Origin of the sequence: Kitasatospora sp. NPDC058478, assembly GCF_042720345.1 — a bacterium.
GTDB lineage: Bacteria > Actinomycetota > Actinomycetes > Streptomycetales > Streptomycetaceae > Kitasatospora.
In genome coordinates this window covers 43,105-55,959 of record NZ_JBHXML010000045.1, presented here as the reverse complement: position 1 = coordinate 55,959, position 12,855 = coordinate 43,105, and the positions used below count along the sequence as shown (strand labels likewise).

The 12,855-nt window shown below is 74.5% G+C and carries 12 protein-coding genes; 8 read left to right on the top strand and 4 right to left on the bottom strand.

Going from position 1 to position 12,855, the window contains the following annotated elements:
- Positions 1–109: 109 nt before the first annotated feature.
- The gene (locus ACFWPT_RS24710) at positions 110–1,333 is read left to right on the top strand and encodes a hypothetical protein (RefSeq protein ID WP_380484330.1); all 1,224 of its coding nucleotides are present in this window, start codon (positions 110–112) and stop codon (positions 1,331–1,333) included.
- 103 nt (positions 1,334–1,436) lie between these two features.
- Here ACFWPT_RS24710 and ACFWPT_RS24705 read toward each other — a convergent pair whose 3' ends face one another.
- Positions 1,437–2,735: an ABC transporter substrate-binding protein gene (locus tag ACFWPT_RS24705; RefSeq protein WP_380484328.1), complete on the bottom strand. Its 1,299-nt coding sequence runs from the start codon at positions 2,733–2,735 to the stop codon at positions 1,437–1,439.
- A 174-nt stretch (positions 2,736–2,909) separates the two neighbouring features.
- Between ACFWPT_RS24705 and ACFWPT_RS24700 the strand changes: the two genes are divergently transcribed.
- Positions 2,910–3,425 (top strand): hypothetical protein, encoded by a 516-nt coding sequence (locus tag ACFWPT_RS24700; RefSeq protein WP_079135686.1) that lies wholly within the window; start codon positions 2,910–2,912, stop codon positions 3,423–3,425.
- A gap of 175 nt (positions 3,426–3,600) precedes the next feature.
- Positions 3,601–4,467, top strand: coding sequence for a formyltetrahydrofolate deformylase (gene purU / locus ACFWPT_RS24695; protein WP_371517487.1), 867 nt, complete (start codon positions 3,601–3,603; stop codon positions 4,465–4,467).
- Positions 4,468–4,500: 33 nt separating this feature from the next.
- Here the strand turns inward: purU and ACFWPT_RS24690 are convergent, their stop codons facing one another.
- Both ACFWPT_RS24690 and ACFWPT_RS24685 read right to left on the bottom strand, forming a co-directional pair.
- Positions 4,501–5,736, bottom strand: a complete 1,236-nt coding sequence (locus tag ACFWPT_RS24690; RefSeq protein ID WP_380484324.1) for a zf-HC2 domain-containing protein — start codon at positions 5,734–5,736, stop codon at positions 4,501–4,503.
- Positions 5,733–6,404: a sigma-70 family RNA polymerase sigma factor gene (locus tag ACFWPT_RS24685; RefSeq protein ID WP_363371749.1), complete on the bottom strand. Its 672-nt coding sequence runs from the start codon at positions 6,402–6,404 to the stop codon at positions 5,733–5,735. Before ACFWPT_RS24685 ends, ACFWPT_RS24690 begins: the two co-directional genes overlap by 4 nt.
- Positions 6,405–7,033: 629 nt before the next feature.
- Here ACFWPT_RS24685 and ACFWPT_RS24680 point away from each other — a divergent pair.
- A complete protein-coding gene (locus ACFWPT_RS24680) occupies positions 7,034–7,507 on the top strand; it encodes an ATP-binding protein (RefSeq protein WP_063348164.1) in 474 nt (157 codons plus the stop codon).
- 450 nt (positions 7,508–7,957) lie between these two features.
- On the opposite strand, the gene ACFWPT_RS24675 is transcribed toward ACFWPT_RS24680, so the two are convergent.
- A complete protein-coding gene (locus ACFWPT_RS24675; protein ID WP_063348163.1) occupies positions 7,958–8,929 on the bottom strand; it encodes a GlxA family transcriptional regulator in 972 nt (323 codons plus the stop codon).
- Between the two features lie 196 nt (positions 8,930–9,125).
- On the opposite strand from ACFWPT_RS24675, the gene ACFWPT_RS24670 reads away from it, so the two are divergent.
- From ACFWPT_RS24670 to ACFWPT_RS24655, 4 genes are all read left to right on the top strand, one after another.
- On the top strand, positions 9,126–10,457 hold the full coding sequence (locus ACFWPT_RS24670; RefSeq protein WP_380373260.1) for an MFS transporter: 1,332 nt from the start codon (positions 9,126–9,128) through the stop codon (positions 10,455–10,457).
- Positions 10,458–10,502: 45 nt separating this feature from the next.
- Positions 10,503–11,030 (top strand): GNAT family N-acetyltransferase, encoded by a 528-nt coding sequence (locus ACFWPT_RS24665; protein WP_380484322.1) that lies wholly within the window; start codon positions 10,503–10,505, stop codon positions 11,028–11,030.
- 137 nt (positions 11,031–11,167) lie between these two features.
- Complete coding sequence (locus ACFWPT_RS24660; protein ID WP_063348160.1) at positions 11,168–11,512, top strand: DUF4229 domain-containing protein; 345 nt, start codon at positions 11,168–11,170, stop codon at positions 11,510–11,512.
- Positions 11,513–11,541: 29 nt separating this feature from the next.
- Entirely contained in the window at positions 11,542–12,777 is a 1,236-nt protein-coding gene (locus tag ACFWPT_RS24655) for a LacI family DNA-binding transcriptional regulator (RefSeq protein ID WP_380484320.1), read from the top strand.
- Positions 12,778–12,855: the final 78 nt, after the last annotated feature.

Below are 12,855 nucleotides of genomic sequence, written 5' to 3'. Positions count from 1 at the left end.
CGGCGAACCGGTAGCGTGGGCGCGACGTCCAAGGAACTGTGATGCCCCCAAGAACCGACGAGATGTGGTCCGCCGTCAGCGCGCGGTCGTGCACAGGTGAGGAATCGCGTTGAGCCAGCGCCGCTCGTACCCCAACTCGGGTGACTTCAACCTGGACGACCTGTTCCGCCCCGAGCCCGGCCAGACCCAGGGCGGCGTGCCGGGCCAGCCGCAGGGTCATCCCCAGGGCCACCCGCAGGGGCAGACGGGCGTGCCGCCGGTGGGGCAGCCGTCCGGGCAGCCGGAGTACCTCGGCGAGGGCGGGCATGCGCGGCCGACCCAGGCCATGCCGGCCCAGCCCGCCCCGTGGGCCGGCGCTCCGCAGCCCGGTTACGGCGCCCCGCAGCACGAGCCGGCGCCGGAGACGCAGCACCTCCCGCCCTACCCGGGCGCGGACCCGCACGCGGGCGGCTACCCCACGGGCCAGTCCCAGGCCGGCTACCCGCAGCAGCCCGGCCCGGGCGGCTACCAGGGCTACTCGCAGGCCGGGCAGCCGCAGCCGGTGCCGGCCTACCCCGGTCAGGACTACGGGCAGAACTACGGCCAGGGCTACGCCCAGGACCACGGGCAGGGGCAGGGCTACGGCCAGGACCACGGGCAGGGCTTCGACGCCACCCAGGCGGGCGCGCAGGCTCCGGCCGCCCGTGGCGGCCGCCCGTCCAACAAGCTGATCATCGGCGGGGTGGTGGCCGGCTTCGCGGCGGCCGGCATCCTGGTCGCCGTCCTGGTGAACGGGGACGAAACCACCCCCGCCGCCGACGCCAAGAAGACCCTGCCGGTGGCCGCCACCGGCAGCGCCACCCCCGGCACGGCGAGCGCGAGCAGCTCGGGCACCACCGTCGACCCGGCGGTCAAGGCCCAGGCGCAGCCGCTGTCGGACCTGCTCGGCACCGCGAGCGACAGCCGCTCGGCGGTGGTCGGCGCGGTCGCCTCGGTGCAGAAGTGCGACAAGCTGCCCGAGTCGCAGCAGGCGCTCACCGGCGCGGCCGGCAAGCGGCGCGAACTCCAAACCAAGCTCGGCCAGCTGAAGGCGGACAAGCTGCCCGGCGGCCAGCAGCTGGTCGAACAGCTCAACGCGGCGTGGACCGCCTCCGCGCAGGCCGACGACGAGTACGCGGCCTGGGCCGGGGACTCGCAGGGCGCCTGCGACCCCAAGAAGCTGGACAACCAGCACTACAAGAACGCCGTCCAGGCCAGCGGCGCGGCGACCACCGCGAAGAAGCAGGCCTCGACCCTGTGGAACGCGATCGCCACCCAGACCGGCCTGCCCAGCCGCAGCGACGGCGACCTGTAGGACGGACGAACGGACGGACGAGGGAACGGGCCCGCCGGCCCGCCCCTTCGTCGTCCGTCCTTCGTCATTGGTCCTTCGTCGTCCGTTCTGCGTCGTCCGGGCGTCACGCCGGTGGGCGGCCCCCGGTGAGCACCCAGCGGATGTCCACGAAGCCCGGCTGCTGCAGGGTCATCCGGCCGCCCTTGACCACCTGGTAGGTGACCCAGGTGTTCACCAGCCGCGGTGACTCGGTGCTGGGCAGCATGTTGGGGGTGCCCCAGTTCAGCGGCGGGGTGAGCCCGACGTCGATGCCCTCGCCGCTGTCCAGCAGCCCGGTGACGGTCTTCTCGGTGACCTGCCGGCCGGACGCCGCGACCTTCTCGGCGACCAGCCGGAACACCTCGTACGCGACCCAGGTGGTCTGCACGCCGGGATCGGAGACGTCGATGGTGTGGCCGCCGGTGGCGTCGGCGCGCACCACCGCGCGCAGCCCGTCCCAGACCTTCGCCGACTCCGGCGGGTACCAGCTGGTGACGTAGGTGCCGGCCAGCGGGCCGGAGTCGCCGCCGGTGGAGTCGACCACCGACTGCTGCACGCTGCCGATCACCGAGGCGAACCGGGTGTTCCTCGGGTTCAGCCGGCGGTAGGAGTCCAGCAGGTTGCCGGTCGGCTCGGCGGCGAGGGCGCTGGTGACGCAGTTCGCCGGTTCGTCCTTGCCGATCGCCTTGCGGGCCACCGCCGTGTAGTCGGTGGACTGCTCGGGCGCCTTGACGTCGAGCAGCTTGATGCCGGCCGGCTTGAGCGCGTTGGCCAGGTAGCCGAGCAGGTTGTCGCCGGACGGGGTGTCCGGGCGGACCAGCGCGACGGCCTTGCAGCCGGCCTCGACCAGCTGACGGCCGCTGCCGCCGATCAGCGCGGGCATGCCGCCGTCCACCGGGTACGAGAGCGGGCTGCTGAACTCGGGCTGGGAGAGCCCGTAGCCGCCGATCAGGGGGATGCCGGCGCGCTCCAGGACGGGCATGAAGTCGAAGCCGTACTGGCTGTAGGAGCCGATCACGGCGACCACCTTGGCGTCCACCGCCCGCTGGGCGCAGGCCTTGGCGCCTTCGGAGGTGTTGTGCTCGTTGCAGGTGAGCACCTGCAGCCGGCGGCCGTTCAGCCCGCCCTTGAGGTTGACGTCCCGGCCGATCGCCTCGGCGAGCGCGGTCATGCCGGGCCGGTCGGCGGAGCCGGTGCCGGACGGGGACCAGGTCATCACGGTGAGGTCGCCGCCGTTGGTGGAGGCATCGGCCGGTCCGCCGCACGCGGAGGCCGAGAAGAGGGTGGGGAGCAGGGCCGCGGCGGTGGCGGCTGCGGCGATCGGGCGGCGGCGGCGCCGCGCGAACTGGTGCCGGGGTTGGAACGGGTCCCTTCGGCTGGTCATCGGCCTTCCCTCTCTGGGGCGCCATCCGGCGCACCGGAGCAAGCCAAGCCCCGGCGCCACACGCCGAGAGGGCCGAAGTGCGAACGGTCGGATAACGGGAGCTGAAATCCGGCGGGGCACGCGTGTAGATCGGGAGTGGAGTACGAACGGACAGGGAACGTACGATCGTTCTCCATGTCCGCCAGCACAGATTCTTCGCATCGGTCTGCCCGAAACACTTCTCGTCCGGGCCACCGCTCCAGCACGATGAACGGCATGCCGCTCAACGACCTGCCCTGGTGGCGCTGGCGAGCCCGACTGCGCTCGGCGCTGCACATGTTGTCCGACCCCGGTTTCCAGCAGGAGACCTGGCTGAACGGCCGGGAGGGGTACGGCGACGTGACCGACGCCGTCTACCGACTGGTCGAGGACACCTGGCTGGACCACTGGTCGGCCGAGAAGTACGTGGGCACGATCTTCCGCGACTCCGCCGAGGCCGCCCTGGTCGACGTCGCGGTGCTGCGCGTGGTCCAGCTGCTGCACGAGGTCGGCGCGGACGCCCACGCCTCCGCCTACTTCGGCCACCCCGGCTGGCCGGAGGCGGTCCGGGCCGCGCGCGAGGCGCACGTCGCGCTGGCGGTGAACGACGGGGACGACCCGGACGCGGCGCCCAAGTCGCTGGACGTGCTGCGCATCCTCACCCGGGTCTGAGCCCGGGTCTGAGTCCGGGTCCACGGCGGGGCCGCCGGCCGGGTGCCTGGTCGGGCTTTCGGTCGGGCCGCTGAGCAGTGCCGTCCCGCAGTACGGGCAGCGGGGCGGCGACTGTCCAGGATGTGACACGCTGGACCACCCACGAACGCCACGACCTCAGGACGGGATACCCCCAGTGGACCAGCAGCCGGCCAGCGCCCAGTACGTCCTCACGCTGTCCTGCCCCGACAAGCAGGGCATCGTCCACGCCGTCTCCAGCTACCTCTTCATGACCGGCTGCAACATCATCGACAGCCAACAGTTCGGCGACGGGGACAGCGGGCTGTTCTTCATGCGGGTGCACTTCTCCGCCGCCGAGCCGGTCACCGCCGACAAGCTGCGGGCCAGCTTCGCGGCGATCGGGGCCTCGTTCGGGATGGACTGGCAGATCCACCCGACCGAGCAGCGGATGCGGATCGTCCTCATGGTCAGCAAGTTCGGACACTGCCTGAACGACCTGCTCTACCGCACCCGGATCGGCGCCCTGCCGGTGGAGATCGCCGCGGTGGTGTCCAACCACACCGACCTGCGCGACCTGACCGAGAGCTACGGCGTCCCGTTCCACCACATCCCGGTCACCCGGGACACCAAGGCCGACGCCGAGCAGCAGCTGCTGGACCTGGTCGCCAAGGAGGACGTCGAACTGGTCGTGCTGGCCCGCTACATGCAGGTGCTCTCGGACCAGCTGTGCACCGCGCTGTCCGGCCGGGTGATCAACATCCACCACTCCTTCCTGCCGAGCTTCAAGGGCGCCAAGCCCTACCACCAGGCGCACGCCCGGGGCGTGAAGCTGATCGGCGCCACCGCGCACTACGTCACCGCCGACCTCGACGAGGGCCCGATCATCGAGCAGGAGGTGGCCCGGGTGACCCACGACGTCACCCCGGACCAGCTGGTCGCGCTCGGCCGGGACGTCGAGTGCCAGGCGCTGGCCCGTGCGGTGAAGTGGCACAGCGAGCACCGGGTGCTGCTGAACGGCACCCGCACGGTGGTCTTCGCGTAGAGCGGTCGGCGTGGTCGGAGCGGCTGTGGCCGTTTACGGCCGCGACAGCAGCGGCAGGGCGTGCAGCACCTCGCGGATCGCGGCCCGGTCGCCGTGCTCGCCGACCGGCAGCCGGTCCGGATCGCGGTGCGCGGCGGCCAACTGGCAGAGCTCCAGGCCGTCCAGCACCATCGAGGCCACCGGCTCGCCGCCGGACGGCCCCGACTCCGGCCCGTCCAGCGGTATCAGCCACTCGCCGGCCGCCGGGCCGTCGATCACCAGCCGCAGCCGCCGGCCCCGGCCTTGGCCCTGGCCCGCCACGGGCGGGAGGTCCGGCGCCCCGGCGGGCTCGGGACGGGTGGCGCGGGCGGCACGCAGGTCGGCCAGTGCCCGCGGGACCATCCGGACCGCCAGGTCCACCATCTGCCGCAGGTGCTGGGGCGCCGGCGGGTCGTACGGGTAGGCGACCGCGCGGGCCACGTCCTCGCCGTGCACGTAGCACTCGAAGGCGCGGTCCACGAAGGCGTCGCGCAGCGGCAGCACGGCGAAGCCGTAGTCGACGGGGGTGTTGCCCCGCGGGGCGAGCGCGGCGGTGCGCACCAGGTCGTGGGTCTGCCGCCGCCACCGCTCCCGCACCGACTGCGGCGGGAGGCCGGCCCGGTCGGCGACCAGCCGGGCGGTGCGCTCGGCGATCCCGGCGTACGGCCCGCCCTGCAGCGGGACCCGGGGCAGGAGCAGGGGCGCCGGCAGCCGCGCGGGCGGCTCCTGCGGCGGCACCCGCCGGGCGGCCGGGGCCGGCGTGGCGCCCGGGCCGGCCGGCACCGGGTCGGGCAGGCCGAGGGCGAGCGCCAGATAGCCGTCCACGGCGGCGAGATGGCACAGCACCTCGGCCGGACGCAGCCGCCCGGTGCCGCCGTGCCACGGCAGGTCGGCCACCTCCTGCCACTCCTCCGGGCCGAGGTCGCGCAGCAGCGCGTCGAGCTTGGCCGTCTCCGCGGTGTACGGCATGCCCCAGGCGGGGACGGGCAGTTCGGCCGGGCGGCGGGCCAGGCACCAGTCGAGCACCTGCTGGCGCAGCGAGTTGGGCTGGTCGAGCGGCTCGTCCAGGGCGAGCCACCCCGCCGCCTCACGCAGCCGGGCGGCCTCCTCGGCGCACTCCGGGCAGGTGCGCAGGTGCTGCTCCAGCTCGGCGGCGTCACGGCTCGGGCAGGCGCCGAGGGCCCAGGCGCCGAGCAGCGAGCGCAGGGCGTCGTGGCGCTCCTCGGTGGTGGGCTCGCTCCGCTCGCTCATGCGCCCCTGTCCCCGTCGTCCCTGTCGCCCGCGTCGTCCCGGTGGTCCCGGTCGTCGGCCCGGTCGTCCTCGCGGCCGTGCCGCTCGTCGTGGCGGGCGCGCTCCTCGGCCAGTTCGGTGGCCAGCAGTTCCAGGCCGAGCCGCATCCGCTGCTTGGCGGCCTGCTCGCTGATGCCGAGCAGCCGGGCCGTCTCCTGGTAGGTGCGGCCGTCGTAGTACGTCACCGCGATGGTCTCACGCAGGGATTGGGGCAGGGAGTCCACCACGTACTGCATGCGCGCGGCGGTGGCCACGGCGCGGATCTCCGCCTCGGCCGCGCCCTCGCCGCCGCCCGGGCCGTCAAGTCCGCTGCCCGGGCCGCCCGGTACCCGCTCGGCGGCCCGCCGCGCCCGCAGCCGGTCGACCGCGCGGCGGTGGGTGAGCGCGCCGAGCCAGGAGCGCAGCGAGCCCTGGGCGGGGTCGAAGTCCTCGGGGTGCTCCCAGACGTGGGCGAATATCTCCCGGGTGAGCTGGGCGGCGGCGGCCTGGTCGGCGAGTATCCGCCCGGCCAGTCCGTGCACCATCGGCGCGAGCTGGTCGTAGATCTCGCCGAGCGCGGTCTCCTCGCCGCGGGCGAGGCGGCGTTGGAGCTGCTCGTCCCAGCGCGGCGCGCGGTCGGGGGTGGCCATCGGGAACCACCCTCCTGCCCGGGTTTCGCTGGCGTACCCAACGGTATCTTGCGGCCGGTCGGCGGCGGGAGCATTCCCCGAAGAACGGAACCCGGGCCTGCGGATCGTCACCCGGGCCGCCATCCGGATCGTCACCCGGCCCGGCGCCCGGCTCAGTGCCCGGTCGTCGCTCGTACCGGTGGCCCGTGCGCGGGGCGGTCCGTGGAGGCCGCTGTTCGAAGGCCGTTGGACATATGTCGCACGGGTGGTTCGCGAGTGGCGGGCCGGGTGCGCGGGGCGTCCGGAGGTAGGTTCGCCACTGCGGGACCGGCGGGTCGGCCCGGGCCGGACGAGTGCCGGTACGAGGCTCGCGAGAGTGAACGGGACAGTATGCACTGCGCTGTCCCCCGATCGCTGGAATATGCCCGAAGCGCTTGCCGAGGTCCGTCCGCCCACTCATCCTGAGGCGTAATCGAGTCGCGGCCAGTGCGCGACGGACGAGTTGGCCCGGACGGGACAGCTCGGGTGAGCGCCGGGCGGGAGCCCGGCCGAGGGCCCGGGTGGCACCGGGCGATGTGCGAGGGTTCGCCGGCTGGACGATCCGGCCCGATCGGGACGATGGCCGAACTGCGAGTGCGGGTGGTGGAGCGGTGCAGGTTCTTCAGGTACAGCTGGCGGTGCAGGCGGACCCGGCCGAGGTCGGCCGGGCCCGTCGGTGGGTGCGCTCGCGGCTGCTGAACCATGGGGTGGACCCGGACGCGCCGGTCGCCGAGACGGTGGTGCTGGTGGTCTCCGAGTTGGTGACCAACGCCGTGGTGCACACCGGGTGTCCGGCGGTGCTGCGGCTCTGCCTGCCGGTGGAGGAGGACCAGGCGGGCGGCGAGCCGGCCGGTCCGCTGCGGGTGGAGGTCGCCGACGCCAGCCGGACGGCTCCGGCCCCACGGCACGCCGGGGCGGACGAGAACGCCACCAACGGGCGCGGCCTGGAGCTGGTCGAGCTGCTCTGCGAGCGCTGGGGCTGGTTCCCGGACGGCTCGGGCAAGCGGGTGTGGTGCGAGATCGGCGCGGACGCCCGGCCGGCGGACCCGCTGGCGGGCGTGGACTGGGCGGCGTTGGCGCAGTAGCGGCAGCGGCAGCCCGGGGCCTGCTCGGTTCGCTGCCGTTCCCGCCGGTGATCGTCGGCGGAGATCACTGGCGGAGATCACCGGCCGAAAGTTGACGCAACCATTCCGAATTTCGGACTACCCATTGACGTGACGTATCCGACTGATCACGCTTGGGTGCGGCTCTCCGTCAGTGAGGGGACGCCGAGGGGACGCCCGAACGCCGCCGCGGTGCTGTTGTCCAGGGGGACCACGCCAGCAGGGGGGCCGTGGACCGCCGGTCGCGGGCGCTCCTTGGCGAGTGCGGAGGGTGCGGCGCGGGTTCAGGGCCCGCGCGTCGCGATTGGATGGTGGTCGGCCGCGCCGTGCTCGGGGTGCACGCGGCCGGCCACCGTCCGATCCGCCGTCGTCCGGCGGCGCTTTCCGGCCACTCGGCCGAGAGCCGTCCAGGGCACCTGAAGCCGCCCGGGGTCACCCGGGGACGGCGCGGAAGGTTCGCCGGTAGGCGCTCGGGGCGACGTCCAGCCGGCCGCGCAGTTGCAGCCGGAGCGAGGCGGCGGTGCCGAAACCGGACTCCCGGGCGACCTGGTCGATCGTCAGGTCCGTGCGCTCCAGCAGCTGCCGGGCCCGCTCGGTGCGCTGCACGGTGAGCCACTGCCCGGGGCTGGCGCCGGTCTCCTCGCGGAAGCGCCGGGTGAAGGTCCGCAGGCTCATGCCCGCCCGGTCGGCGAGCCGGCTCAGCGCCAGCGGCTGGTCCAGGTGTTCCAGCGCCCAGGCGCGGACGGCGGCGGTGCCCTGGCCGGTGGAGTCCACCGGGCTCGGGGCCTCCACGTACTGCTTCTGGCCACCCTCGCGCCACGGCGGCACCAGGCAGTTGCGGGCCACCGCGTTGGCCACCGCGCTGCCGTGGTCGCGGCGGACCACGTGCAGGCACAGGTCCACCCCGGCGGCCACCCCGCCGGAGGTGAGGACGTCGCCGTCGTCGGTGTAGAGCACGTCCGGGTCCAGCCGCACCTTCGGGTACAGCTCGGCGAAGCGCCGGGTGTAGCGCCAGTGGGTGGTGGCCGGGCGGCCGTCCAGCAGTCCGGCGGCGGCCAGCAGGAAGGACCCGGTGCAGATCGACATCAGCCGGGTGCCGGGCCGGATCCGGCCCAGGGCGGCGGCCAGTTCGGGGGTGAAGGCGGCGTCGACGGTGGCCGTGCTCGCGTCGGCGGAGGCCGGGATCACCACCGTGTCGGCCCGCTCCAGCAGTTCGGGCCCGTGGTCGACGCTGATCCGGAAGTCCGCGCTGGTGGCGATCGGCCGGCCGTCCAGCGTGCAGGTGGCGACCTCGTAGAGCGGCCGCCCGGCCGGGTCCTTGGCGCCGCCGAAGATGCGGGCGGGGATGCCGAGTTCGAAGGCGATCACGCCGTCGAGGGCGAGTACCGCGACCAGGTGGGCCATGCCGTTCCCCTTCGGTGGTGCGGCCGCCCGGGCCGGTTGGGTCGGGTCGGCCGGTCGGTTCGGTCGGTCGGGTCGGTCGGTTCGGGCCAGTCCGGCCGGTTCGGGCCAGGGTACGCCGGGACCGTGGCCCGATTCTTGCGAAAGCTGTCATTCAGGCCACTCGTCGCGGCCGCGCCGCTTCGGGACACTCGTCCGCGTGACCGAACGCAACGCCCCCGCCCCCGCCCCCGCGCCCGCCCCCGAAGGACCCGTCCGCCCCGCCCGTCCGACCCGCTTCCGGGTGCACTACGCCTGGGTGGTGGCCGGTGTCTCGCTGCTGGTCCTGCTCGGCTCGGCCGGCTTCCGGTCCACGCCCAGCCTGATGATGGACGCCCTGCACAACGAGTTCGGCTGGTCGCTCGGGACGATATCCAGCGCCACCTCCGTCAACCTGACCCTCTACGGCCTCACCGCCCCCTTCGCCGCCGCCCTGATGGACCGTTTCGGCGTGCGCCTGGTGGTGGTCTGCGCGCTGCTGACCATCTCGGTCGGCTCCGGGCTCACCATGCTGATGCGCGAGCCCTGGCAACTGGTGCTCTGCTGGGGCGTGCTGGTGGGCCTGGGCAGCGGCTCGATGGCCGGCGCCTTCGCCACCACCATCACCGGCCGCTGGTTCCAGGCCCGCCAGGGCCTGGTCACCGGCGTGCTGACCGCCGCCGGGGCGGCGGGAAACCTGGTGTTCCTGCCGGTCGGCGCCTGGCTGGTCGAGCACCACGGCTGGCGCTCGGCGGTGATCGTGGTCTCGCTCGCGGCCAGCGCGGTCGCCGTCCCCGTCCTGCTGCTGATGCGCGAGCGGCCCGCCGACCTCGGCCTGCTCCCGTACGGGGCGACCGAGGAGCCCCCGGCGCCCGCCGCCGACGGCCGCGCCCTGACCCGCTCGCTGCGGGTGCTGCGGGACGCCGCCCGGAGCCGGGCGTTCTGGCTGCTGTCCGGCTCCTTCGCGATCTGCGGCGCCACCACCGCCGGCCTGGTCGGCACCCACTTCATCCCGGCCGCCCACGACCACGGCATGCCGGTGACCACCGCGGCCGGCCTGCTCGCCATGATCGGCGTCTTCGACGTGGTCGGCACCATCTTCAGCGGCTGGCTCACCGACCGGGTCGACTCCCGGATCCTGCTGGTCACCTACTACGGGCTGCGCGGGATCTCGCTGCTCCTGCTGCCGCAGCTGCTGGCCGGCTCGCTGCAACCGCCGATCCTGGCCTTCGTCATCTTCTACGGCCTGGACTGGGTGGCCACCGTGCCGCCGACCGTCGCGCTGTGCCGCCGGCACTTCGGCGGGGACGCCCCGATCGTCTTCGGCTGGGTGCTGGCCAGCCACCAGATCGGCGCGGCCGTCGTCGCCGGGCTGGCGGGCCTGGCCCGCGACGCGCTCGGGAACTACGACCTCACCTGGTACGGCGCCGGCGCCCTGTGCGTGGTCGCCGTCGGGCTCTGCCTGGCGCTGCGCACCAGCCGGCCGGACCGCTCCGTCCCGGCCCTCTCGTAGGGCGGGCCGGGGGCCTGTCGGACCGGACGGCTAGGCTCCGCGACCATGGCGCTCACCTTCACCCTGGACCCGAAGCTCGACCCGGACCTGCGCACCGCCGTCGTCCGACTGTGGGCCGACGTCACCAACGCCGGCGGCGCGGTCGGCTTCGTGGCGCCGGTGACGGAGGACGAGGTCTGGGACACCGCCGACCACCAGTTCGCCGGGGTCGAGCCGGACGGCCCGGACCGGCTGCTGGTCGCCCACGAGAGTGACACCGGCCGGCTGGTCGGTGTCCTCTTCTTCGAGTCGATGCGCTTCGACCTGATGGAGCACTGGCGGATGCTCAAGCGGGTCAGGGTGCACCCCGACTGCCAGGGCCGCGGCTACGGTGCCCGGCTGCTCGCCGAGGCCGAGCGGATAGCCCGGGAGTGGGGCCTGGAGAGCCTGCGGCTGACCGCGCGCGGCGGCCAGGGCCTGGAGCGCTTCTACACCCGCTGCGGCTACCGGGAGGTCGGCCGGGTGCCGGCCGCGATCCGGGTCGCCCCCGGGGACGATCGCGACGACATCACCCTCTGGCTCGACCTGCGCTGAGCGGCGGGTCCGGTCGGGCGGCGGCGGGCGGGGGACGGGCGCCCCCTTCCCCTCGCCGCCCGTCAGGCATGCTTCACTGGGAGACCGGCCCCCGCCCAGACCAGTGAAAAGCCAGACCAGTGAAAAGGATGTGTCCCGTGAGCAGCACCGGCCAGGAGAAGTCGCACGCCACGCTCCGCTACACCTCCCTGCGGGTCAGCATCTTCCTCGGCTGCCTGCTGGTCGCCCTGCTGCTCGGGCACTTCAAGATCATCCCGGTCAGCGGCCAGGCCGGCGTGATCTTCCTGTTCCTGCTGGCCGCGATCGCGTCCGCGCCGCTCAGCTACGTGCTGCTGAGCCGTCAGCGCGACGACATGTCCGCCCAGATCACCACCAAGGTCTCCGGCCTGCGCAGCCGCACCGCCGAGCGGATCGCCGCGCAGAACGCCGAGGAGGACGCCGTCGACGAGGCGGCCCGGACGGCCGCCGTCCGGCAGAGCTGACCCCGGCCGGACCCGCGACCGCAGCCGCCGTGCCCGACTCCGCCGCCTCGGACGCCTCCGCTTCCGACCCCGACCCCGCTTCCGCTTCCGCAGCTTCCGAGCCCGGACCGGCCGACCCGCCGTCCGGGCCGTCCGCGTTGCGCGGGTCGGCCGTCGAGGCGGCGCCCGTCGAGGCGGCGCCCGTCGAGGGGGCGCCCGTCGAGGGGGCGCCCGTCGAGGCGGAGGCCGGGACCTGGCCGGCCCCGGTGCGTCGGCCCACCGGTCGGGACGTGGCCAGGCTCGCCGGGGTCTCCCAAGCCACCGTCTCACTGGTCTTCTCCGGCGCCGAGGCCGGCCGCAGGGTCTCCGACGCCACCCGGGAGCGGGTCCGGGAGGCCGCCCGCAGCCTCGGCTACCGCCCGCAGGCGGCCGGCCGGCAGCTGCGGCTCGGCCGTAGCGGGATGATCCTGCTGGCGGTGCCGAACATCCTGGGTCCGTTCTTCGGCCGGGTGCTGGAGGGCGTCCACGAGGAGGCCGGCCGGCACGGCCTGGCGGTCGTGGTCAGCTCCGGCTGGGGGAGCGCCACCCTCGCCGAGGCCGCCACCACCAGCCGCTTCGACGGCCTGCTGATCTGCTCCCCGGACGACAGCCAGCTCGGCGAGCTGCCCGCCGACACCCCCGCCGTCTTCCTCGACGCCGACCCGGGCACCGACCGGGCCCGGCCGACCGTCGAACTCGACGTGGCGGGCGGGATGCGCGCCGCCGTCGAGCACCTGGCCGGGCTCGGCCACCGCCGGATCGGGCGGCTGCGCTCCACCCACTCCGCGTACACGTTCCGGGTGCGGCAGGCCGCGTTCGAGCAGGTCGCCGCCGAACTCGACCTGGAGGTCGTGGAGTTGGGCGTGAGTCTGAACGAGGGCCAGCCGGCCGCGCGGAGCGTGGCGCACCGCCTGCTGGAGCGCCCGGACCGCCCGCGCGCGGTGATCTGCGACGACGACGTGGTCGCCTCCGGGGTGTACCAGGCCGCCGCCGAGCTGGGGCTGAGGGTGCCGGCCGACCTGTCGGTGGTCGGCATGGACAACGTCGCGGTGGCCGCGCTGCTGGCCCCGCCGCTGACCACCGTCGACCTGCCCGGCGAGGAGCTGGGCCGGGTCGGCGCGGCGGCGCTGGCGGGCCTGCTGCGCGGCGAGCGGGCGGCGCCCGTCCCGCCGCTGGCCACCTCGCTGGTGCTGCGCTCCTCCACCGCGTCGGCGGTCGGCGGGCCGGGGCGGGGCGCGAAGCAGTAGGTAGTAGGAGAAGCAGTAGGTAGTCGTAGGGGAGAACGAAAGACCGCGCCCGCCGGCCAGACCCCGGTGGGCGCGGTC

What these genes read in the sequence shown, in the direction of transcription:
- ACFWPT_RS24705 (WP_380484328.1), bottom strand. Translation starts at nt 2,735, where the DNA reads ATGACCAGCCGAAGGGACCCGTTCCAACCCCGGCACCAGTTCGCGCGG.
- ACFWPT_RS24700 (WP_079135686.1), top strand. Translation starts at nt 2,910, where the DNA reads ATGTCCGCCAGCACAGATTCTTCGCATCGGTCTGCCCGAAACACTTCT.
- ACFWPT_RS24690 (WP_380484324.1), bottom strand. Translation starts at nt 5,736, where the DNA reads ATGAGCGAGCGGAGCGAGCCCACCACCGAGGAGCGCCACGACGCCCTG.
- ACFWPT_RS24675 (WP_063348163.1), bottom strand. Translation starts at nt 8,929, where the DNA reads ATGGCCCACCTGGTCGCGGTACTCGCCCTCGACGGCGTGATCGCCTTC.
- ACFWPT_RS24665 (WP_380484322.1), top strand. Translation starts at nt 10,503, where the DNA reads ATGGCGCTCACCTTCACCCTGGACCCGAAGCTCGACCCGGACCTGCGC.
- ACFWPT_RS24685 (WP_363371749.1), bottom strand. Translation starts at nt 6,404, where the DNA reads ATGGCCACCCCCGACCGCGCGCCGCGCTGGGACGAGCAGCTCCAACGC.